General features: G+C 62.1%; 22 protein-coding genes. 5 read left to right on the top strand and 17 right to left on the bottom strand.

The features are described from left to right. Positions 1-23 precede the first annotated feature (23 nt). Genes ACMUVN_RS17605 through ACMUVN_RS17595 form a run of 3 tightly spaced genes read left to right on the top strand, consistent with a single transcriptional unit; the run spans position 24 to position 3,552 of the window. A complete protein-coding gene (locus ACMUVN_RS17605; RefSeq protein ID WP_097543612.1) occupies positions 24-1,733 on the top strand; it encodes an IlvD/Edd family dehydratase in 1,710 nt (569 codons plus the stop codon). Beyond that, positions 1,733-2,605, top strand: a complete 873-nt coding sequence (locus ACMUVN_RS17600) for an amidohydrolase family protein (RefSeq protein ID WP_414815347.1) — start codon at positions 1,733-1,735, stop codon at positions 2,603-2,605. The genes ACMUVN_RS17605 and ACMUVN_RS17600 overlap by 1 nt, the downstream gene beginning before the upstream one ends. A 14-nt stretch (positions 2,606-2,619) precedes the next feature. After that, positions 2,620-3,552 carry a dihydrodipicolinate synthase family protein gene (locus ACMUVN_RS17595; protein ID WP_047615565.1) on the top strand — a complete coding sequence of 311 codons (933 nt, stop codon included), beginning with the start codon at positions 2,620-2,622 and terminating at the stop codon, positions 3,550-3,552. On the opposite strand, the gene ACMUVN_RS17590 is transcribed toward ACMUVN_RS17595, so the two are convergent. Together ACMUVN_RS17590 and ACMUVN_RS17585 are read right to left on the bottom strand one after the other, a co-directional pair. Then, entirely contained in the window at positions 3,533-3,997 is a 465-nt protein-coding gene (locus tag ACMUVN_RS17590) for a GNAT family N-acetyltransferase (protein WP_414815341.1), read from the bottom strand. The genes ACMUVN_RS17595 and ACMUVN_RS17590 overlap by 20 nt on opposite strands. 14 nt (positions 3,998-4,011) lie before the next feature. After that, positions 4,012-4,962 (bottom strand): GNAT family N-acetyltransferase, encoded by a 951-nt coding sequence (locus ACMUVN_RS17585; RefSeq protein ID WP_097543610.1) that lies wholly within the window; start codon positions 4,960-4,962, stop codon positions 4,012-4,014. Positions 4,963-5,101: 139 nt separating this feature from the next. On the opposite strand from ACMUVN_RS17585, the gene ACMUVN_RS17580 reads away from it, so the two are divergent. Continuing rightward, entirely contained in the window at positions 5,102-6,037 is a 936-nt protein-coding gene (locus ACMUVN_RS17580) for a tyrosine recombinase XerC (RefSeq protein WP_047615569.1), read from the top strand. Positions 6,038-6,138: 101 nt separating this feature from the next. After that, positions 6,139-7,215: a TraB/GumN family protein gene (locus ACMUVN_RS17575; RefSeq protein ID WP_414815340.1), complete on the top strand. Its 1,077-nt coding sequence runs from the start codon at positions 6,139-6,141 to the stop codon at positions 7,213-7,215. Positions 7,216-7,227: 12 nt separating this feature from the next. Here the strand turns inward: ACMUVN_RS17575 and ACMUVN_RS17570 are convergent, their stop codons facing one another. From ACMUVN_RS17570 to ACMUVN_RS17500, 15 genes are all read right to left on the bottom strand, one after another. Beyond that, positions 7,228-7,728: a cytochrome b gene (locus ACMUVN_RS17570; protein WP_414815339.1), complete on the bottom strand. Its 501-nt coding sequence runs from the start codon at positions 7,726-7,728 to the stop codon at positions 7,228-7,230. 105 nt (positions 7,729-7,833) lie between these two features. Further along, complete coding sequence (lpdA, locus tag ACMUVN_RS17565) at positions 7,834-9,240, bottom strand: dihydrolipoyl dehydrogenase (protein WP_047615572.1); 1,407 nt, start codon at positions 9,238-9,240, stop codon at positions 7,834-7,836. 97 nt (positions 9,241-9,337) lie between these two features. Further along, positions 9,338-10,090, bottom strand: coding sequence for an SDR family oxidoreductase (locus ACMUVN_RS17560; RefSeq protein ID WP_063473446.1), 753 nt, complete (start codon positions 10,088-10,090; stop codon positions 9,338-9,340). Then, complete coding sequence (locus ACMUVN_RS17555) at positions 10,087-10,614, bottom strand: hypothetical protein (RefSeq protein WP_414815338.1); 528 nt, start codon at positions 10,612-10,614, stop codon at positions 10,087-10,089. The genes ACMUVN_RS17560 and ACMUVN_RS17555 overlap by 4 nt, the downstream gene beginning before the upstream one ends. Beyond that, on the bottom strand, positions 10,611-11,360 hold the full coding sequence (locus tag ACMUVN_RS17550) for a DUF4241 domain-containing protein (RefSeq protein WP_097543603.1): 750 nt from the start codon (positions 11,358-11,360) through the stop codon (positions 10,611-10,613). The genes ACMUVN_RS17555 and ACMUVN_RS17550 overlap by 4 nt, the downstream gene beginning before the upstream one ends. 13 nt (positions 11,361-11,373) lie before the next feature. Further along, entirely contained in the window at positions 11,374-12,636 is a 1,263-nt protein-coding gene (odhB, locus tag ACMUVN_RS17545; RefSeq protein ID WP_047615577.1) for a 2-oxoglutarate dehydrogenase complex dihydrolipoyllysine-residue succinyltransferase, read from the bottom strand. Positions 12,637-12,675: 39 nt separating this feature from the next. Beyond that, complete coding sequence (locus tag ACMUVN_RS17540; protein WP_047615578.1) at positions 12,676-12,984, bottom strand: YciI family protein; 309 nt, start codon at positions 12,982-12,984, stop codon at positions 12,676-12,678. 15 nt (positions 12,985-12,999) lie between these two features. Continuing rightward, the gene (locus tag ACMUVN_RS17535) at positions 13,000-15,984 is read right to left on the bottom strand and encodes a 2-oxoglutarate dehydrogenase E1 component (RefSeq protein ID WP_063473907.1); all 2,985 of its coding nucleotides are present in this window, start codon (positions 15,982-15,984) and stop codon (positions 13,000-13,002) included. 172 nt (positions 15,985-16,156) lie between these two features. Further along, the gene (sucD, locus tag ACMUVN_RS17530) at positions 16,157-17,059 is read right to left on the bottom strand and encodes a succinate--CoA ligase subunit alpha (protein ID WP_063473779.1); all 903 of its coding nucleotides are present in this window, start codon (positions 17,057-17,059) and stop codon (positions 16,157-16,159) included. A gap of 13 nt (positions 17,060-17,072) precedes the next feature. Further along, a complete protein-coding gene (locus ACMUVN_RS17525) occupies positions 17,073-17,564 on the bottom strand; it encodes a DUF1579 family protein (RefSeq protein ID WP_414815337.1) in 492 nt (163 codons plus the stop codon). 8 nt (positions 17,565-17,572) lie between these two features. Beyond that, entirely contained in the window at positions 17,573-18,766 is a 1,194-nt protein-coding gene (sucC, locus tag ACMUVN_RS17520; RefSeq protein WP_047616019.1) for an ADP-forming succinate--CoA ligase subunit beta, read from the bottom strand. 34 nt (positions 18,767-18,800) lie between these two features. Further along, a complete protein-coding gene (gene mdh, locus ACMUVN_RS17515; protein WP_007822364.1) occupies positions 18,801-19,763 on the bottom strand; it encodes a malate dehydrogenase in 963 nt (320 codons plus the stop codon). 177 nt (positions 19,764-19,940) lie between these two features. Beyond that, a complete protein-coding gene (zapE, locus tag ACMUVN_RS17510; protein ID WP_183905962.1) occupies positions 19,941-21,104 on the bottom strand; it encodes a cell division protein ZapE in 1,164 nt (387 codons plus the stop codon). A gap of 47 nt (positions 21,105-21,151) precedes the next feature. Continuing rightward, the gene (locus tag ACMUVN_RS17505) at positions 21,152-21,670 is read right to left on the bottom strand and encodes a protease inhibitor Inh/omp19 family protein (protein WP_047616025.1); all 519 of its coding nucleotides are present in this window, start codon (positions 21,668-21,670) and stop codon (positions 21,152-21,154) included. Positions 21,671-21,806: 136 nt separating this feature from the next. Next, on the bottom strand, positions 21,807-22,625 hold the full coding sequence (locus ACMUVN_RS17500) for a DNA polymerase beta superfamily protein (RefSeq protein WP_414815346.1): 819 nt from the start codon (positions 22,623-22,625) through the stop codon (positions 21,807-21,809). Positions 22,626-22,628 lie beyond the last annotated feature (3 nt).

Here is a 22,628-nt window from a genome sequence, read left to right as displayed (position 1 = left end):
AAGTTGGCGAGGGAGGAACAGGTTTGTCGAACGGTCTTCGTCGCAAGCTGACGAGTTATGGCGATCAGGGATTCTCCCTTTTCCTGCGCAAGGCATTCATCAAGGCCATGGGCTATTCTGACGATGCACTCGACCGTCCCATCGTCGGCATCGCCAATACTTACAGCGATTTCAATCCCTGTCACGGCAATGTGCCGCAACTCATCGAGGCCACCAAACGCGGCGTTATGCTGGCGGGCGCGATGCCCATGGTGTTTCCGACCATCTCGATCCACGAGAGCTTTGCCTCGCCGACCTCGATGTATCTGCGCAATCTGATGGCGATGGAAACGGAAGAGATGATCCGCGCCCAGCCGATGGATGCCGTCGTGCTGATTGGTGGCTGCGACAAGACCTTGCCGGCCCAGATCATGGCGGCCGCCAGCAGCGAGATACCGGCGATCTTCCTGCCGACCGGTCCGATGGCCGTCGGCCACCACAGGGGCGAACGGCTTGGTGCCTGCACGGATTGCCGCCGTTTCTGGGGGCGCTTCCGCGCCGGAGAGATCGACGAGGCCGAGATCACCGAGGTCAATAACAAGCTGGCCAGCTCGATCGGCACCTGCACGGTGATGGGCACGGCGAGCACCATGGCGAACCTGACCGAAGTCATGGGTCTCTGCCTTCCCCGCGCCGGTTCGGCACCCGCCGTCGAATCCGAACGCGTCCGCCTTGCCGAGGAGACCGGCCGTGTCGCCGCACGGCTCGCCGTGGATGAGGCCGCCCCGACGGTGCGCGAGATCCTGACGCCACAGGCGATCCGCAACGGCCTCGTGGCGTTGCAGGCGATGGGCGGCTCGACCAATGCCGTCGTGCATCTTGCCGCAATCACCGGCCGCCTCGGCCGTCGCCTCGACATGGCCGAACTCGACCGGCTGGGCCGGAGCATACCCCTGCTCGTCGACTTGCAGCCGTCCGGCCAGCATTATATGGAGCAGTTTCACGAGGCGGGCGGCGTCCCGGCGCTGTTGAAGGCGGTGCGTCATGAAATCGATGGCAGCGCCCCGACGGTCTACGGCAGGACGATCGGCGAGATTATCGACAACGTCGTCGACGAGCCGGGCCAGACGATCATCCGCACCGTCGAGAAACCGTTAAAGCCGATCGGCACGATCGCCGTCCTGCACGGCAATCTTGCGCCGCGCGGCGCCGTCATCAAACAATCCGCCGCCTCCAAGGATCTTCTCCAACATATTGGCCGCGCCGTCGTTTTTGATTCCGTCGAGGATATGACGCTGCGCATCGACAGCGACGATCTCGACGTCAAGGCCGACGATGTTCTGGTCCTGCGCAATGCCGGGCCGAAAGGCGCGCCCGGCATGCCGGAAGCCGGCTATCTACCCATTCCCCGCAAACTCGCCCGGCAGGGCGTGAAGGACATGGTGCGGATTTCCGATGCCCGGATGAGCGGCACGGCTTTCGGTACGATCATCCTCCACATCGCGCCTGAAGCCGCCGATGGCGGCCCGCTGGCGATCGTCCGTACCGGCGATCGCATTCGCCTCGATGTCGAGGGCCGGCGCATCGACATCGATATCGACCAGGCGGAATTCGATCGCCGCATGCTGGAGATCATCGACCGACCCTCCCCTGCCCCGTTGCGCGGCTATGCAAAACTTTATCAGGAACGCGTGCTCCAGGCTGACGAAGGCGCCGATTTCGATTTCCTGCAAAGCGACGAGCTCGACGCATGATGAGTACCGCTGATATAGAGGCCCCGCTTTGCCTGCCCCGCCGGCAACTGGCGCGCTTGCCGCGGCCGGCACTGCCGCAAGGCACGGTCGATACGCATTTCCACGTCTTTCGCGCCGACGCTCCGCTCAACACCCCGCGCAGCTATACGCCTGACATCACGACGATTGCCGACTGGATCGAATTCTCAGAAAGCCTTGGCATCGCCAAGGGCGTATTGGTACAGCCAAGCGTCTATGGCCTCGACAATAGCGTGCTGCTGGAAGCGCTCGCCGCCTTTCCGGGCCGTTTGCGCGGCATCGTCGTCATTGATCCCGAAACTGGAGAGACCGAGATCGAGCGGCTCCACCGGCACGGCGTGCGCGGAGTGCGGATCAACACACGCAACAAGGGCGGCCTTCCCTTGGCTACCGCCAGGACACTGGCGGAAAGGATTGCGCCTTTCGGCTGGTCGCTGCAACTGCAGATCAATCCCGAACAGCTTCCCGATCTTCCGGCAACATTATCCGGCATCCGCCTGCCCATCGTTGTCGATCATCTCGGCTTCATTCCGCTTGCCACAGAGACGAGACCACGGCATGTCGATGCGCTGAAAAGGCTGATGGACGCGGCTGATGCCTATGTCAAAGTGACCGCGCCCTATCGGTTGACGAAGGAGACGAACGACCAAGGCTTCGCCGAGGTCACCCGCACGCTTGCCGCGAGCCATGGGGAGAGGCTGCTCTGGGGCAGCGATTGGCCGCACACCGAATTATGGGATGGCATGCCCGATGACGCCGAGTTGATCGAGGCCATGCAGGCCGCCATCGACGATCCCACGGCTGCCGAAAAGATTTTTGTTCGAAATGCCGAAGTGCTGTTCTTCGGCCGCTGAATGGGAGACCACGAATGGCCAGACTGACCGAAGATGCCAAGGGCGTCTATGTGATCGCCGTAACCCCCTTCACCGATGATGGCTCTCTCGATCTCGCCAGCATCGACAGCATGGTCGATTTCTACGAAGGCGCCGGCGTCACCGGGCTGACGGTGCTTGGCCAGCTCGGCGAGGCCCCGAAATTGACCGCCGAGGAATCGAGGGCCGTGGTCGAACGGGTCCTGAAGCGCCTTGACGGGCGCCTTCCCGTCGTTGTCGGCGTCTCGGCGCCGGGACTTGCGCCGATGCGCGAACTCGCCGAAGCCGTCATGGGGGCGGGTGCCGCCGGCGTCATGGTCGCGCCGCCCTGGACCGTCAAGACCGACGATCAGGCTTTCGCCTTCTACCAGTCGGTCGGCGAAACCCTTGGCGATACGCCCTTCGTGCTGCAGGATTATCCGCTCACCACCAATGTGACGATCGCGCCTAAGGTCATCGAGCGCATCGTCAACGAGGTGCCGAATTGCGTCATGCTCAAGCACGAGGATTGGCCGGGTCTTTCGAAAATATCAGCGCTTCGCGCTGCCAGCGACAGGGGCGCCATGCGGCGCATATCCATCCTTTGCGGCAATGGCGGGCTTTTCCTGCCCGAAGAGATGGGCCGCGGCGCCGATGGCGCCATGACCGGCTTTTGTTATCCGGAGATGATGGTCGGCGTCGTCGAGGCCTATGCGGCCGGAAATCCCGATCGCGCCCATGCGATCTTCGATGCCTATCTGCCGCTCGCCCGCTATGAACAGCAGCAGGGCATCGGCCTTGCCTCGCGCAAATACGTGCTCGCCAAGCGCGGCGTGATCAGGTCCGCCGCCCTGCGCAAGCCGGGCGCCGGGCTGTCGGCGCTCGATATTGCCGATGTCGAGCGGCTGCTGGCGCGCCAGGCCATCCGCCTCAACGAGATCGGGGCGTGAAGCTCGACCCATGCAGATCGAAACGATGTGTGTGTCCGCACTGCCCGTTGGCCTGAAATCCGAGCGACTCCCAGAATTTCGCCGCGCCATCGTTTCCCGCATGAACGGTGACGATGCAGTAGCACGACCGCGCATGGTCGAGCAGTGCCAGGGCAAGCATCCGGCCGATGCCGCGCCCGCGCATTGCGGGACTGATATAGAAACGCCGCATCCGCAACGCCCCTGACATGGCCGCTTCGACGGTCATGCCCCCGACGCCGGCAAGCACCGCATCGACATAAGCGCCGAGCAGCCTTTCGCCGTTACCCTCGAACCTGACATCGCCGGCCGACCATTCGTCGATAAGGCGGGTGATATGGCGATAACCTTCCTGCCGGGCCTCGCTTTCGAGATCTGCAATCTGCTGCGGCAATCGATCGCGGATCATGCGGATATCGATTGTCATGGTGGTGCGCGAATCTAGGCTGCAGGGACCGGAATCTCGCGGCGCACTGCCGCATCCGGCAGGCCGACCGGAGCGAAGGTCGCATCACCATCGACCGCCATGTCACGCACCGTATGTTTCTCCAGCGCTTTCGTCACCTCGGTGAGGTCGCCGTCCAGATGTTCGGCCGGGATGAGATTGCCGATCACGAAATCGAAGCGATCGCCGCGTTTGTTCAGCAACTCGTGAAACACCGTCATGTCGCGAAGCTCGGTCGACCATTTCGCCAGCCAGTAGAACAGGCCGGAATTGCGCGCCGTCATATGGACGGGAAGGATCGGCAGATTGTATTTGCGCGCCAGTCCGACGGCCGAGGTCTTCCATGGGCGTTCGTTCAGCCGGCCGTTCGCCCAATAGGCGATGCGGCCTGAGGGAAAGAGCACGGTCGCCTTGCCCTCCTTCACCGCATGGTTCGTCAGTTGCAGCGTCTCGCGCGCCTTCAGCTTGCTCTTGTGCTCCTCCCGCCATTCGACGGGAATGATCATCTCGGCAAAGCGCGGATTGACGCGGATGGCATCGCGATTGGCAAAGAACATCATATCAGGCCGGCGTGCTTTCAGGAGATCGAACACGGCAACACCGTCGGCGATGCCGGTCGGATGGTTGCTGACGAGGATGAAGCCGCCGGTTTCCGGAATGCGTTCGCCATGGCTGATGCCGATGTCGAGTTTCAGCACGTCGCTCAGATATTCGAACGACTGGAAGCCCGGCATTTTCGCAACCGCATTGGCGAATTCGAGCGCCTTGTTGTAGCGCAGCAGCGTGTAGAGGAACGGTCGCATCACCGGCCAGAGTGGATTTTTGACGATCCTCTGGCCGCGTTCGGCAATCAGCGTGTCGACGATATGACCGGGCTTTCCCTGTGAAACGAGAGCGATCGCTTCCGCGAGCTGTCCGAAAGCCGTCATGGAATCGCGCCGTGCCATGAAAGATCCTGTCTATGGGGTATAAGCTATCGCAGTACAATATGATCGAAGGATGACAAAGGCTTGGCCGGCATTAGCAATTCCATAACCGTTCCTGCTTCAAATTGGCGGACTTGAAGGCAAATTCAAGGCTCGCGACGTGAACGAACTGCTTGTTATCGCCGATCCGCGCCTGATGGCGGAGCGGGCCGCATGGCTCGAAAACCTCGCCCGCGAGCGCCGTCTTTCCGAGCACACGCTGGACGCTTACGAACGCGACACCCGCCAGTTTCTGACCTTTCTGACCGGCCACCTCGCCGGACCGGCGACGCTTGGCGACATCAGGGAATTGCGCCCCGCCGATTTCCGCGCCTTCCTGGCCGCCCGACGCAAGCAGGGTTCCGGCGCCCGATCGCTCGGCCGCAATCTCGCCGGCCTTCGCTCGCTGCTGCGCCATCTCGAAAAGAAGGGCCTGGTCAATGCCGCCGGTGCTGCCGCGATACGCTCGCCGAAACAGCCGAAATCATTGCCCAAGCCACTCTCGGATACCCAGGCGATCACCGTCGTCAGCGACGAAGCCCAGCTCCATGACGAACCCTGGATCGCCGCGCGCGATGCGGCTGTGATGACGCTGCTCTACGGCTGCGGCCTGCGCATCTCCGAAGCGCTGGATCTCGTTCCCGCCGACCTGCAGAAGGGCGCGACGACACTGCGCATCACCGGCAAGGGCAACAAGACGCGGCTGGTGCCGCTGCTGCCAGTGGTCTTCGACGCGGTCGAGAAATATCGCGCGCTCTGCCCATATCACCTCGAAAGTAGCGAACCGCTGTTTCGCGGCGCCCGCGGCGGCAGGCTGCAGCCGGCGATCATTCAGCGGACCATGCAGAAGATGCGCAGCGCCTTCGGCCTGCCGGAGACGGCGACACCGCATGCGTTGCGCCATTCCTTTGCCACCCACCTGCTTGCCGGCGGCGGCGATCTGCGCACCATTCAGGAACTGCTCGGCCATGCCAGCCTTTCCACAACGCAGGTCTATACCGGCGTCGATGCGTCGCGGCTGCTCGAGGTGTATGATCGGGCGCATCCGCGCGCGTAACTTTTCGTTCGCAACTTTTCGTTAACGCATTCTCTTAAAGGAATATGCGCAAGCCGGGCGTAGAGCATGAAGCCACCAGAGCATGTGACGGAACACCCATCATGACGACATCAATCGGCCGCCGGACGTCTTACCTCGCAGTGCCGGCTCATCTGTTGCTCTGGCTGATTGCAGCCTTTCACATGCTGCTTCTTGCCGCGCTGTTTGTCGCTTTCCTGGCTGCAAGGCCGGCGGCGGCCGAAGAGGCGGCCTGCGCCGGCCGCAACCTGATGGTCGAGCTGCAGCAGAACGATCCCGCCCGCTACGCCGAGGCGCTGAAGGAAGCCGACGCCACGCCGAATGGCAAGGGCATTTTCTGGAAGATCGAAAAGCCGGGACTGGCACCCTCGTGGCTGCTCGGCAGCATGCATGTCACCGATCCGCGCGTGCTGGCTCTGCCGCCCCGCGCCCAGGCCGCCCATGACGCCGCCGGCACGATCATCATCGAATCCGACGAGATCCTCGACGAGCGGAAGGCAACCGCAGCCCTGCTCGCAAAGCCTGAATTGACGATGTTTACCGATGGCACGACGATCGACAAGCTGCTTTCTCCCGAAGATTACAAGCGCCTTGAAGCCGGGCTGAAGCAGCGCGGCATTCCGCTCGGTGCCGTTTCCCGCATGCGGCCCTGGATGATTTCGAGCGCCGTCGCCCTGCCGGCCTGCGAAATCGCCCGCAAGGCGAAAGGCGTGCAGTTCCTCGACCAGAAGATCGCCACCGACGCCGTTGCTCAGGGCAAACAGGTCAAGGGGCTGGAAACCCTTGCCGAGCAGATCCAGGCCATGGCCGATCTGCCGATCGAATTCCATCTGAAGTCGCTGATCGAGACGTTGGAACTCGGCGACAAGATGAGCGATGTCGTCGAGACGATGACCGACCTCTACCTCTCCGGCGACATCGGCCTGACGATGCCGATGTTGAAAACCATAACACCGGAAGACAAAGGCGAAACCAACGATTATGCGGCCTTCGAGCAGCGCGTCATCCTCGACCGCAACAAGGTGATGGCCGAGCGCGCCGCTCCCATCCTCGACGGCGGCAACGTCTTCATGGCCGTCGGCGCCCTGCACCTGCCCGGCAAGGACGGCGTCATCGAACTGCTGCGCCAGCAAGGCTTTACCGTCACCGCGATAAACTGAACCCGCCGACGGTCAGCCGAGCGTCATGCGGCGCAGCACGTTGCTTTTCCAATAGAACTGATGGACGAGGGCGCCGGCGACATGCGCCACGATCAGCGCCCAGAGAATAACCTTCATGATATCCGCGTGGAACGAACCGGCGGGAACGATGCCGAAGTAGTAGGCGGCGATGCCCGAAAGCGGCATCGCGAAGATCAGGATGTAGAGGCCGGCATGGGCAAGCCTGGCGGCAAGACGGAAGATCGCCGGCTCCTGCGCGACCTCGGCCGGCACGCCCTTGCTAAAACGCAGTCCCAGCCTGAGAACGGCAAGCAGCAGGATGGCGATGCCGACATAGGCGTGGATATTCGCCGACGAAATCTGTTCCGGCGTCGGCACCTCGCCTCTGCGTATCAGCCGACGCCAGGTATTAATGCCATCGGGAAACAGCAGGTTGAAGAAAATCAGCAGCGCGATCGCCCAGTGAAGAAAACGCTGGCTCAGGCTGTAACCCGCAATGGACGGCTGCTCCATTTTTCCTCACCTTCGTCCGATATTTGAATTCTGCAATGCGCAACAATTAAAACAGCCGCCTGCCTCACGGCAAGCGGCTGCATGCTTTGTTACGAATATGTAAGATTACATATGGATCGGCTTGAAGAAGGTCGCGAGCGCAGCCTCCTTGACCGCTTCCGACATCGTGGGATGCGCATGGCAGGTCCGGCCGAGATCTTCTGACGAACCGCCGAACTCCATCAGCACGGCAATCTCGTGGATCATCTCGCCGGCGCCGAAGCCGACGATATGGCCGCCGAGCACCCGGTCGGTTTCCTTGTCGGCAAGGATCTTGACGAAGCCGTCGGTTGCCAGCATCGCGCGGGCGCGCCCGTTCGCAGTGAAGGGGAACTTGCCGACCTTATAGGCGACGCCTGCCGCTTTCAGCTCTTCCTCGGTCTTGCCGACGGAAGCGATTTCCGGCTGGGTGTAGACGACGCTCGGAATGACCTCGTAGTTCACATGGCCATGTTGCCCGGCGAGGATTTCGGCAAGCGCCACGCCCTCGTCTTCCGCCTTGTGCGCGAGCATCGGACCCTTGACCACATCGCCGATCGCATAGATGCCGTCGATATTGGTCTTGAAGTGACCGTCGATCTCCACGCGGCCGCGATTGTCGAGCACGACACCGGCCTCTTCCAGCCCGAGACCCGCCGTATAGGGCTTGCGGCCGGTGGCGATCAGCACGACTTCGGCGTCGAGTGTCACCTTGTCGCCGCCCTTGACCGGCTCGAACGTGACCTTGGCGCCCTTGTCGCCCTTTTCGACGCCGGTGACCTTGGCGCTGAGATTGAAATCGATGCCCTGCTTGGCGAGCATGCGCTGGAACTGCTTGGAGACTTCGCCGTCCATGCCGCCGAGGATGGTGTCGAGATATTCGACCACCGTCACCTTGGCGCCGAGGCGCGACCAGACCGAACCGAGCTCGAGGCCGATGACGCCGCCGCCGACGACGATCAGCGTTTCCGGCACCTTCTCCAGCGCGATGCCGCCGGTGGACGAGATGATGGTCTTTTCATCGATCTCGACCTGCACACCGGGAATGCCGGCGACGTCCGAGCCAGTGGCGATGACGATGTTCTTACCCTCGATCTCCTGCACCTTGCCGTCGTCGGCGGTGACGGAAACCTTGCCGGCCGAAACGACCTTGCCGGTGCCCTGGAAGGCATCGATCTTGTTCTTCTTGAAGAGGAAGGCGACGCCGTCGACATTCGCCTTCACCGTCGCATCCTTGTGGGCCATCATATTGCCGAGGTTGAGCGTCGGCGCCGAGACGTCGATGCCGAGAGCGCCCATCCCGTGGCCGGCTTGATGGAACATTTCGGAGGCATGCAGCAGCGCCTTCGACGGAATGCAGCCGACGTTCAGGCAGGTGCCGCCATAGGTCGCCCGCTTTTCGACGACGGCGACCTTGAGGCCGAGCTGGGCTGCCTTCACAGCGCAGACATAGCCGCCCGGGCCGGTTCCGATAATGATCACATCGTAGGACATTGTTTCTTTCCCTTTGGATTTTTCGTTTAATCGGCCGCGCGCGACGTCAGGCCGAGGAATTCGAGAATATGCTGCATGCTGTTTTCACCCTGTCGCTCTAACGGCCGCCGCTCACATTGAGGATCGCGCCGGTGATATAGGAAGCCGAAGGTGACAGAAGATAGAGGATCGCATCGGCCACCTCCTCGGGCGTGCCCGCCCGCTGCATCGGGATCGACGGCGCCAGCTCGCGCGGGCGATCCGGCAAACCGCCGGAAGCATGGAGGTCGGTTTCGATGACACCCGGCCTTATGGCATTCACGCGGACGCCCTCGGCGGCAACCTCGCGCGCCAGCCCGACGGTGAACGTGTCGATCGCCGCTTTCGAGGCGGCATAATCGACATACTGCGTCGCCGAACCGAGCACCGCCGCCATCGACGAGATATTGACGATCGCGCCGCCCTGGCCGCCATGCCGGCTCGACATGCGGCGTATCGCTTCTGCGGCGCAGAGGATGGAGCCGGTCACATTGACGCGCAGCATGCGCTCGATCCGCTCCACCGACATCTCGTCGACCCGCTGGGGATAGTCGACGATGCCGGCATTGTTGACGAGCCCGTCGAGGCGGCCGAAATGCCGGTCGACCGCCGCAAATATTGAGACGATATCCGCTGCCTTGCCGACGTCACCCAGGATCGCCACGGCCTCGCCGCCGGCCCCCGTGATCGAAGCCACGACGGCATCCGCGGCTTGACGGTTGGCGGCGTAATTCACCGCGACACGCCAGCCCTGGCGCGCGGCGAGCCGTGCGGCGGCGGCACCGATACCCCGGCTTCCGCCGGTAATGAGAACAACGGGGGCATCGCTCATGTCGCACACTCCTTGAAAATCAGCACGTCCCAGGGGGCTACCATAGCCTTGCCCTCGCCCCAGGCGCTGGATTCGCGAATGGCGGGACCAAGGCCGGGGAGAACGACCTTTTCGGCCGCCGCGGCGCCCTCGGGCTGCAGATTGTCCATCTCGCCCTCGGCATCCATGCCATAGACGGCGCCCTGCCAGACCGTGCAGGCATTAAGATCGGCGCCGGTCGCATCACCCTCTGGGCAGTTGAACATCAGGATGCCGATGGCCCGCACCGGATCCTCCGATGGCATGACATAACCTTCCATCACGACTGACGTCTTGAGCGCGCTGATCTTGAATTGGTTGCTGGCGGCAGCCGACGGAGAATTCAGCGGCGCAAAGCGCAATTCATAGGCGCCGTCGCGATCGACGTAGACGGCTCGTTCCTGCTTGCAGGCGGCAGCAAAGGCGGACACCGGAGCGGCGAAAAACACTGCGGCTGCGATTGCAGCCACGCCTTTCCCCGCCGTGATCCCGATCTTTCCGCTCATTGCAGCTTTGGCTCCTTCCGCCCGTCGGCATTCTCGACAACGCTGAAATCCGTCAGCAGCACCAGCGCGCGACCGTCCTTGTCGAGGCCCCAAAAGACAGGATAAAAACCGTCGCCCCAGCCGCTCCAGAACACCGCAACATTGCCCTTCTTGCCGGCAACCGGCCGATGCAGCGCATAGGCGCCCTTGTTGGCATCGAGGTCCGAGGCCAGCACGTCGTCGTAATAATTGACGTCGGCATCGGTTTTTTGCGCCTGCGCCTGCGCTTCGCGCTCTCCGATCAGATCAAGCGTATCGGCATCCATGTAGCAGCCGAGGCCGGCATCGACGGGATAGCCGAAAATCTCTCCGTCCTTCAGCGTCGCCGGATCCTGCCCGGCCAGGACCGCAAGCTCCCAATGATCCGGCTTGCCCTCGGCAAACCGCATGCTGGCGGCAGCGATGCGCCCGAACGCCTGGTAGAGCGTCACCGGATATTCGCCCGGTGCAACCGTTCTGGCGAGCGCCGGACGATCGGGCTGGGCGAGCGGATCGGCCGCGACGATGCGCCCCGACGTCAATTCGACATTGCCCATATGGATCACGCCGATCGATCGGCCGGAGAGTTCGGCATCGGTGAGCGCCACCAGGTCGAAATTGCTGCTTGCCTTGCTGATGTCCCAGCCGGCGGCCGATGCGGAGACCGGGACATGCGCGGCGGCAGCGCAAAGAAGAAGGCGCGCCGCTCGCATGATCCGGTTCCGCATCGAAAGCGCTCCCTTAGAGATCGAGAACCAGACGTTCCGGATCTTCCAGGCTTTCCTTGACGCGCACGAGGAAGGTGACCGCTTCCTTGCCGTCGACGATGCGGTGATCGTAGGACAGCGCCAGATACATCATCGGACGGATGACCACCTGGCCGCCGATCGCGACCGGCCGCTCCTGGATCTTGTGCATGCCGAGAATGCCGGACTGCGGCGCGTTGAGGATCGGCGAAGACATGAGCGAACCGTAGACGCCGCCATTGGTGATGGTGAAGGTGCCGCCCTGCATGTCGGCCATGGAGAGCGAGCCATCACGGGCTGCCTTGGCAAGACGGCCGAGTTCCTTCTCGATTTCGGCGATCGACATCTGGTCGGCGTCGCGGATGACAGGAACGACGAGGCCCTTGTCCGTGCCGACGGCCATGCCGACATGGCAATAGTTCTTGTAGATGACGTCGGTGCCGTCGATCTCGGCATTAACAGCCGGCAGTTCCTTCAGCGCATGCGTCACCGCTTTGGTGAAGAAGCCCATGAAGCCGAGCTTGACGCCGTGCTTCTTCTCGAAAATGTCCTTGTACTTGTTGCGCAGATCCATGACCGCCTTCATGTCCACCTCATTGTAGGTGGTGAGCATGGCGGCAGTGTTCTGCGCGTCCTTGAGGCGCTTGGCGATCGTCTGGCGCAGGCGCGTCATCTTCACGCGTTCTTCGCGCGAGGCATCCTCGACCGTCGACGGGCCGCGTGCAGCAGCAGGGGCGGCGGGTGCGGCCGCCGGAGCGGAAATGCCCTTGGCGACGGCGGCGATGACATCGCCCTTCAGCACCTGGCCGCGCTTGCCGCTGCCGTCGACCTGGTCGGCGGAAAGATTGTTTTCAGCCAGCATCTTCGAAGCCGCCGGGGCCGGCGGCATGGTGGAGACGGAGGCGCTTGCCGACGATGCCGCCGCAGCGGCAACCGGTGCCGGCTGAGCGGGAGCAGCCGGGGCCGGCTGAGCGGGCGCGGCGGCCGGTGCAGCAGCAGCCGGCGCGGCAGCAGCGGCAGCGCCTTCGGCGATCTGGCCGAGCAGTGCGCCGAGACCGACGGTTTCGCCGGCGGCAGCGACGATTTCCGAAAGCGTGCCGGAGGCGGGTGCCGGAACTTCGATGGTCACCTTGTCGGTTTCAAGCTCGAGAATCGGCTCGTCGGCCTTGATGGCGTCGCCGACCTTCTTGAACCAGGTGCCGACGGTTGCCTCGCTGACGGATTCACCGAGAGTTGGAACGCGGATTTCTGTGGCCATTGTTCAAATCCTGATTTCGTGTGTTTTCGTTTATGCGTTTCAGACGGCGGGTGGCCGCGAGATGATCGAGGGCATCGGCAGGATATCGAAACGGAAACCGAAACCGGAAGCGATGATCGGATCGCCGTCGGCGAGGGCCTGTGCCGCCGCCTGATCCTCGACTTCGACGATTGCCATGCCCCAGGCGCCTTCACCCTCGAAGACGGGGCCGACTATAACAGCCGATCCCGCAAGGGCGTGCCGATGCCAGTATTCGACATGGCGTTTCATCGCCGCCATTTCCTCCCCGGTCCCGTCATGCGGGAAAGTGGGGCGCGGCGGCAGCAGTCTCAGAAAGAAATAAGCCATTGCGCCCCCCTAATTTTAGCCGCCCAATGCATCCTCGAGGAATGCGGCGAGCTGCGACAGATGCTTGGACATCAGGCCCGTCGCCGGCGAGGCGGCGGCCGGACGGCCGGTATAACGAACGCGCTGATACTTCGCGTCGATATGGGCGAGCACCCATTCGAGGAAGGGGTCGATGAACGACCATGCGCCCATGTTTTTCGGCTCTTCCTGGCACCAGACCATCTCGGCATTGCGGAAGCGCGACAGCTCGTTGATCAGCGCCTTTGCCGGGAACGGATAGAGCTGCTCGACACGCAGGAGATAGATGTCGTCGATGCCACGCTTCTCACGCTCTTCCAGAAGATCGTAATAGACCTTGCCGGAGCACATGACGACACGACGGATCTTGTTGTCCTTCTGCAGCTTGATCGGGCCGTCTTTGATCACCTCGGCATCATCCCAGAGCAGGCGATGGAAGGCGGATTCGCCGGCCATTTCGGCAAGGGTGGAGACTGCCCGCTTGTGGCGCAGCAGCGACTTCGGCGTCATCAGGATCAGCGGCTTGCGGAAGTCGCGCTTCAGCTGCCGGCGCAGGATGTGGAAGTAGTTCGCCGGCGTCGTGACGTTGGCGACCTGCATGTTGTCTTCGGCGCAAAGCTGTAGGAAACGCTCGAGGCGGGCCGAGGAGTGTTCCGGACCCTGGCCCTCATAGCCGTGCGGCAGCAGGCAGACGAGGCCCGACATGCGCAGCCACTTGCGTTCGCCCGACGAGATGAACTGGTCGAAGACCACCTGCGCGCCGTTGGCGAAATCGCCGAACTGCGCTTCCCAGAGCGTCAGCGCATTCGGGCGGGCGAGCGAATAGCCGTATTCGAAACCGAGCACGGCCTCTTCCGAAAGCATCGAATTGATGACTTCGTAGCGCCCCTGCGTCGGCGAAAGATTGGCGAGCGGGATGTAGCGCTCTTCGGTTTCCTGATCGTAGAGAACCGAGTGGCGCTGCGAGAAGGTGCCGCGTTCGCAATCCTGGCCGGACAGACGGATCTTGCTGCCTTCGACGCAGAGCGCGCCGAAAGACAGCGCTTCGGCCATCGCCCAGTCGATGCCCTCGCCGGTGGCGATCATGTTGGCGCGGTTTTCCATGAAGCGCTGGATCGTCCGGTGCACATTGAAGCCGGCCGGGATCTCGGACAGCTTGCGGCCAATCTCCTTCAGAGTCTTCATCGGCACGGCGGTCTTGCCGCGGCGCTGCTCGTCGGCATTGTCGGCCGTGCGCAGGCCCGACCACTCGCCGTCCAGCCAGTCGGCCTTGTTGGGCTTATACTGCTGGCCAGCCTCGAATTCCTGCTCGAGGTGGAGGCGCCAATCAGCCTTCATCTTCTCGACTTCGCCTTCAGTGAGCAGGCCCTCGGCGACGAGGCGGGCCGCATAGAGCTGCAGCACGGTCTTGTGGGCGCGGATCACCTTGTACATCTTCGGCTGCGTGAAGGACGGTTCGTCGCCTTCATTGTGGCCGTAGCGGCGATAGCAGAACATGTCGAGCACCACAGGCTTGTGGAACTTCATGCGGAATTCGGTGGCGATCTTCGCCGCATAGACCACCGCTTCCGGATCGTCGCCGTTGACGTGCAGGATCGGCGCCTCGATCATCTTGGCGACATCGGACGGATAGGGCGACGAGCGCGAGAAGGCCGGGTTCGTGGTGAAGCCGATCTGGTTGTTGATGATCACATGCATGGTGCCGGCGACGCGGTGGCCGCGCAGACCGGAAAGGCCGAGGATTTCGGCAATGACACCCTGACCGGCAAAAGCCGCGTCGCCGTGGATCAGCAGCGGCAGAACCTTGGCGCGTTCGGAAAGCGGGATGATGTCACCGTCCCAGACCGCGGCATTCATGTCCTGCTTGGCGCGGGCTTTGCCCATGACGACGGGATCGACGATTTCGAGATGCGACGGGTTCGCCGTCAGCGAAACGTGGATCTTGTTGCCGTCGAATTCGCGGTCTGAGGAGGCACCGAGATGGTACTTGACGTCGCCCGAGCCCTCGACCTCGTCGGGAGCGGCCGAGCCGCCCTTGAATTCGTGGAAGATCGCCCGGTGCGGCTTGCCCATGACCTGGGAGAGCACGTTCAGGCGGCCGCGATGGGCCATGCCGAACACGGCTTCCTTGAGGCCGAGATGGCCGCCGCGCTTGAGGATCTGTTCCAGCGCCGGGATCAGCGATTCGCCGCCATCGAGGCCGAAACGCTTCGTGCCCTTGAACTTGACGTCGAGGAACTGCTCGTAGCCTTCGGCTTCGACAAGTTTGGCAAGGATCGCCTTCTTGCCTTCCGGCGTGAAGGCCACGCCCTTGTCCGGTCCTTCGATGCGCTCCTGGATCCAGGCCTTTTCTTCAGGATTGGAGATATGCATGAATTCGACGCCGAGCGTCGAGCAATAGGTGCGCTCGAGGATTTCGATCATCTCACGGATGGTCGCGTATTCCAGGCCGAGCACGTTGTCGATGAAGATCTTGCGGTCGTAATCGGCGGCCGTGAAGCCGTAATTCTCCGCCGACAGCTCGCGATAATCGTCAACCGGAGCGGCGATGCCGAGCGGGTCGAGCTTGGCATGCAGGTGGCCACGCATGCGGTAGGCGCGGATCATCATGATGGCGCGCACGGAATCGCGCGTCGCCTGCAGCACCTCGGTGCTGTCGGCAGGCTTGCCCGCAGCTTCGGCCTTGGCCTTGACCTTGGTCTCAATCACCTTCTCGACGATGCCCCAGTCGCCATCGAGCGCCGAGACGAGATCGCCGCTTGCCTGCAGCGGCCAGTTCTTCTTGCGCCAGGAAGCGCCCTTGGCCGCCTTCTTCACATCGTTCGGATCGTCTTCCAGCGCCTTGAAGAAGGACCGCCACTGATCGTCGACCGAGTTGGGATCGTCTTCATAACGGGCGTAGAGCTGCTCGATATAGGCAGCATTGGCGCCATCCAGAAACGAGGTGATCTGAAATTGCTCGTTGGCTTCTTGCCGTGCCATGGTGATATGCGGACGCTTCCGTCCGCCTCCTGACTTTGATGAATTTGCCGGCTCGATCGCCGGCTGCCGCATTCCGATTGCCGCCTGTCCGCGGCGCATCTGCTGGTCTCGTACCGTCAAGGCCGGGCGGAAGGCGCAGATGCCGTTCCTCCGCCCGGGTCTTTAAGTGGTTTTAGCCTTTGAGGACTTCAACCAGCGTCTTGCCGAGGCGGGCCGGAGACGGCGACACTTTGATGCCTGCCGATTCCATCGCCGCGATCTTCGATTCCGCATCGCCCTTGCCGCCGGAAACCACAGCACCGGCATGGCCCATGGTGCGGCCCTTCGGCGCCGTACGGCCGGCAATGAAGCCAGCCATCGGCTTTTTGCGGCCCTTCTTGGCTTCGTCCTTGAGGAACTGCGCAGCATCCTCTTCAGCCGAACCGCCGATTTCGCCGATCATGATGATCGACTGGGTGGCTGCGTCGGCCAGGAACATTTCCAGGACGTCGATGAACTCGGTGCCCTTGACCGGGTCGCCGCCGATGCCGACGGCCGTCGTCTGGCCGAGGCCTTCGTTTGACGTCTGGAAGACGGCTTCATAGGTCAGCGTGCCCGAGCGGGAAACGATACCGACCGAACCCTTGCGGAAGATCGAGCCCGGCATGATGCCGATCTTGCACTCTTCCGGCGTCAGGATACCCGGGCAGTTCGGGCCGAGCAGGCGCGACTTGGAGCGGTCGAGGCGCGCCTTGACGCGCACCATGTCCATGACCGGGATACCTTCGGTGATGCAGGTGATGAACGGGATCTCGGCGTCGATCGCCTCGATGATCGCATCGGCAGCACCAGCCGGCGGAACATAGATGACGGTCGCGTCGGCGCCGGTCTTTTCCTTGCCTTCGGCAACGGTTGCGAAGATCGGCAGGCTTTCGCCCTTTGCGCCGGTCCAGGTTTCGCCGCCCTTCTTCGGATGGATGCCGCCGACCATCTGGGTGCCGTAGTAAGCGAGCGCCTGTTCGGTGTGGAACGTGCCGGTCTTGCCGGTTAGGCCCTGAACGAGAACCTTGGTGTCTTTGTTGACGAGAATGGACATGCGAGGCCTTTGTTTAGGAGAGGTTGGAAGACGTGGAGGACGCGCGACGATAGACGCCGCCGACGACCTCCTGCCAAGTATCGCTGCCTGCAGGCGAAAAGCTGACGCCCATCCGGTAGCAGTCTTCATTTTCAAACGTGAATACGGTGCGCTGGCTGCCGCGCGGCGAAGTCTTCATCAGCACAAGCTCACTGCCGTTCCACTCGCCGGACGCCGGTACGGGCGGCGCAAAACCTGCGGAGTCGAACTGGTAGAGTTTGTAGGTCTGGTCCGAAGCATCGAAGCCGAAAATATTTCGCGCCTCGAACGAAACAGCACCATCCCGCGTCTGGCGATAGCGCTGCTCGAGGAAGAATCCGCCGAACAACGCCTCGCCGGAAAACTCAGCACTGGCCTTGCCTTCGCTCGTCCACGCCGACGCCGCGACGCGCTCGTCCCCTTCCCACACGCCGGCGAAGGCGTTGAGGCGGAAATGAGCAGCGGAGGGCGTGGACTGGAAGGCCATGATCGTCCTCAGCCGTTGATCGCCGCGACGATCTTCTTGGCCGCATCGTCCAAGTCGTCAGCCGCCGTGATCGCGAGACCCGACTCGTTCAGGATCTTCTTGCCGAGCTCGACATTGGTGCCCTCAAGGCGCACGACGAGCGGAACCTTGAGACCGACTTCCTTGACCGCGGCAATCACGCCCTCGGCGATGACATCGCATTTCATGATGCCGCCGAAGATGTTGACGAGAATACCTTCAACCTTGGGGTCCGCGGTGATGATCTTGAAAGCCGCTGCCACCTTCTCCTTGCCGGCGCCGCCGCCGACGTCGCAGAAGTTGGCCGGCTCCTTGCCGTAAAGCTTGATGATATCCATGGTCGCCATGGCAAGGCCGGCGCCGTTGACCATGCAGCCGATATTGCCGTCGAGCGCGACATAGGCGAGGTCCCACTTCGAGGCCTCGATTTCCTTGGCATCTTCTTCGGTCTCGTCGCGCAGCGTCTTGACGTCGTCGTGACGGAAAAGCGCGTTGCCATCGAAAGACATCTTGGCATCGAGGACGCGCAGATGGCCATCCTTCATGACGATCAGCGGATTGACTTCCAGGAGAGCCATGTCCTTTTCGCCGAATGCCTTGTAGAGCGCCGGGAAGAGCGACTTCGCATCTTCGGCGGCAGCGCCGTCAAGCTGAAGCGCCTTGGAGATCGCGGCAACGTCGGCAGCCGTCACGCCGGCTTCCGGATCGATGGCGATCGTCTGGATCTTTTCGGGTGTGTCGTGGGCGACAGCCTCGATGTCCATACCGCCTTCGGTCGATACGACGAAGGCAACCCGGCCGACCGAGCGGTCGACCAGCAGCGAGCAATAGAGCTCGCGGGCGATGTCGGCGCCGTCTTCGATGTAAAGGCGGTTGACCTGCTTGCCGGCTTCGCCGGTCTGCGCGGTCACCAGCGTGTTTCCGAGCATTTCCTTGGCGTGAGAAACGACTTCCTCGATCGACTTGGCGAGGCGAACGCCGCCCTTGGCATCCGGACCGAGTTCCTTGAACTTGCCCTTGCCGCGGCCGCCGGCATGGATCTGGCTCTTGACCACGTAAAGCGGACCGGGAAGCGACTTGGCGGCAGCCTCGGCTTCTTCAACCTTGAGAATGGCCACACCCTCGGCAACCGGCGCGCCATAGCCCTTCAGCAGAGCCTTGGCCTGATATTCATGAATGTTCATGGGTCTATCCCTGTTTCGATTACTTCAGCGCCGATTACTTGAGGGCAGGCGCGATGTTGATGCAGGCCTCGCAGAGACCGGCGACGGCGCCGACGGACTTGTCGAAGGCTTCCTTCTCGGTCTTGTTGAGGTCGATCTCGATGATGCGCTCGACGCCGCCGGCGCCGATGACGGTGGGAACGCCGACATACATGTCCTTGACGCCGTACTGGCCGGTGAGATGGGCCGCGCAGGGCAGAACGCGCTTCTTGTCCTTGAGGTAGGATTCGGCCATCTCGATCGCCGAGGCGGCCGGCGCATAATAGGCCGAGCCGGTCTTCAGCAGGCCGACAATTTCGGCGCCGCCGTCACGGGTGCGCTGGATGATTTCTTCGAGGCGTTCCTTGGTGACCCAGCCCATGGTGACGAGATCGGTGAGCGGAATGCCACCGACCGTCGAGTAGCGGGCGAGCGGCACCATCGTGTCGCCATGACCACCGAGCACGAAGGCCGTGACATCCTGGACGGAGACGTTGAATTCCTTGGCGAGGAAAAGACGGAAACGCGAGGAGTCGAGAACGCCGGCCATGCCGACGACCTTGTTGGCCGGAAGGCCGGAGAATTTCTGCAGCGCCCAGACCATGGCGTCGAGCGGGTTGGTGATGCAGATCACGAAGGCGTTCGGCGCATACTTCTTGATGCCGGCACCGACCTGCTCCATGACCTTGAGGTTGATGCCGAGAAGGTCGTCGCGGCTCATGCCAGGCTTGCGCGGAACACCGGCAGTGACGATGCAGACGTCAGCGCCCTCAATCGCCGAATAGTCGCTGGCGCCGGTCAGATTGGCATCGAAGCCTTCGACCGGAGAGGACTGTGCGATGTCGAGGCCCTTGCCCTGGGGAATACCGTCCGCGATGTCGAACAGGACGATGTCGCCCAGTTCCTTCAGGCCGGCGAGGTGCGCCAGCGTGCCACCAATCATGCCAGAACCAATGAGTGCGATCTTGTTACGCGCCATTTCGCTGTTTCCTTTGCGATCAAATTCGTCGGACGGACGCAACAAGGCACCGCCCAATGACGCAATCGCATAGACCCAAAGCCAAAAAATGGCAATCCATTAATTTTGATGCAGCGTTTTCAATCGTTTAGATACAAAAATTCTTACGTAAACGTAAGACGTTTCGTTACCGGATTGTTACTCGGCGGCGCGTTTCTCATGGTGCAGCGCAAGATATTCTGCACTGCGCATCTCGAAAAGCCGCGACGTCGTGCGGTCGAATTCGAAACCTTCGGTACCCTTGCGGTGCACCAATAGTTCCTCCGGCATCGCCGCCGCGGAGATGTAAAGCCGCACGGCATGATCGTAGAGCGTATCGACCAGAATGATGAACCGTTTGATCTGGTTCCGCTTTTCCGGCCCGAGCAACGGAATGTGATCGACGAAGACCATATCGAAGCGTTCGGCGATTGCCAGAAAGTCGGCTGCTCCGAGCGGCTTGTCACAAAGATCGGTGAAGGAAAACCGCGCCATCCGGTCGACGGCGAACGGCACATGGATGTGGCGCCCCTTCATCGGGATATCCAGCGGCTGCGCCTTGCGCCCATGCAGCGCCTGCGTCCAGGACGCATCCATCGCCATGTCATTATGCTCGTTGATCGGCACCAGATAGACCGGCTGGCTGTTCAGCTTCTCCATCCGGTAATCGGTGGGCGAATCCAGCGTTACGACATCGACATGCTGCTTGAGTAAGGTGACGAAAGGCAGGAAGAGGCCGCGATTGAGGCCATCCTTATAGAGATTGTCGGGCTCGACGTTCGAGGTCGCGACCAGCACGCATCCGCGTGCGAAAAGCTCGGAGAACAGCCGCGACAGGATCATCGCATCGGCGATATCCGTGACCGTGAACTCGTCGAAGCAGAGAAGCTCGGCTTCCTCGTAAAGCGCGGCGGCGACGGGCGGCATCGGATCGGCCTGCTTCGTCTCGCCATTCTTGAGCTTCAGCCGGTGCGCGGCGATGCGGTTATGCACATCCGCCATGAATTCGTGGAAATGCGCCCGGCGCTTCTTCCTGCACGGCGCCATCGAGAAGAACATGTCCATCAGCATGGTCTTGCCGCGCCCGACGCTGCCGTGGATGTAAAGCCCCTTGTGGCCGTCGACGGATTTCTTCTTGGCGGCAAACAGCCAGCCAAGCGCGCTCGATTTTGCCGCCGGCCGCCGTTGCTTGAGCCCGGCAAGCACCCGGTCGAGGCTCTTTGCCACGTCCATCTGTGCGGAATCGACCTGAAGTGCCCCCGATGCGGTCAGCGCTTTAAGCTGTTCGCAGACGCTGAGCGCATAATCCGGCATTGGTTGCATGAGGGCATATCCGCCTGTCAGTCGTCGCAGCAGAGCTGCCGGAACATTTACCGGCTGAGGCTGATCGGCTGACCCGTGTTCGTCTGTCCGTCAAAGCGGTTGTCGGCCGTCTTGTAGACGCTGCCTATCTGGTTGCCGGAACGGTCCTTGAGCAGCACCTGCTTGCCGGAGACCTCCCAGGACCCCATCGCCGTCAGCTCGCCGACACAGCCGCGGGTCCCGCCGCGCGAACCGCTGCCGAGATTGGTCAGCGTCAGGAACATGTCGCAGCCGCCGTTGACGCGCCAGCTTCCGACCATCGATTCCTTGGTGACGTCAAGCGCATTCGCGGCCATTGCGCCAGGCTGAGCGCCCGGCATCGATGCCGTCGTCGCCGTCGGCGCCGCCGGAAACTGCGAGCTGCCGGTCGGCGGCGGAAGCTGCCCGCCCTGCACCGAGGGAACCGGCTGCGCCGTCAACGGCGCCGGCCCGGCATTCGGGCTGGAGCTGTAATCATATGCCGTACGCTGACAACCGGCTAGCGCGAGAGCCACCACCAGACCTGTCATCGCATATCGCAACTGCATCATCATACTCCTGAATTCGGCTATCGCCGTAGAGAAACGGGCGTGAGACAAGTCCGATTATCGTAATTCGCTTTGGTTAATCAAGTGAGGCTGCATAAATTGCCCGTCACAACAACTAACCGAAAAACGATACAGTTCAACTGTCCCGCTGCAAAACTTCCTGCACATAGAATTTGTCAGCAAGGTGTTGCGCGCGCTGATCTCTGCCAGGATCCCTGTCGAACTCGCGCAATGTCGCGGAATAGCGCTCCAGTGCCCCCTGCAGGAACACTTGCACCAGTGCCGGTGGCAGGCCCACACCCATTTCACGCGTCTGCTTCTTGACATGCACGAGATCGAGTATCGCTGCCCGAAATTCCGGCGCGACGGAGATCGTCTCAAGGCATTCCAGCATATTCATCGGCGGCAGCACGCGATATGAACGCTGCCGCATCCATTCGAGCGCGATGGCTGGACGCAGGGCATAGAGCAGCGTCTTCAGCTTCATCACGTCTTCGCCATGACTTTGAAAATGCCGCCGCATAAGTCCGACATAATGCGCAGCGACCTTCTCCGGCACCATGACGCGATCAAGAAACGCGCCGAGACGGGAGCGAAAACCAGCTTCCTCTTCGTAGGCGATCGGCGATTTCAGCCATTCGACCACCACGGCGTTTCCCTTGAGCGCAAGCCGCAACGCCTTTCTGAGATCCCAGCCACCGGTATCGATATCGCCAATGATCGGGAACTCGATGACATCGCGCGCCGAAACAAGAGCAAGATGATGTTCGACGGGACGGATGTAGACAAAGCGACAATCATAATCGCTGTCGGGAGATGGAAAGCCCCAGGCGCGGCTGCCACTTTCGATCCCAAAACCGATGCGGATGCCCTGTTCACGCACCGAGGCAAGCCGCGACCTGATCTCTGTGACGGCTTCGGGATCGAAGCCGTCGATTCCGACATCGGTATGCACGCT

The sequence above is a fragment of the Rhizobium sp. IY2 genome, assembly GCF_047532935.1.
Lineage (GTDB): Bacteria > Pseudomonadota > Alphaproteobacteria > Rhizobiales > Rhizobiaceae > Rhizobium > Rhizobium anhuiense.
The sequence above is the reverse complement of the archived record's forward strand: the minus strand, read 5'-3'. Positions and strand labels throughout refer to the sequence as shown.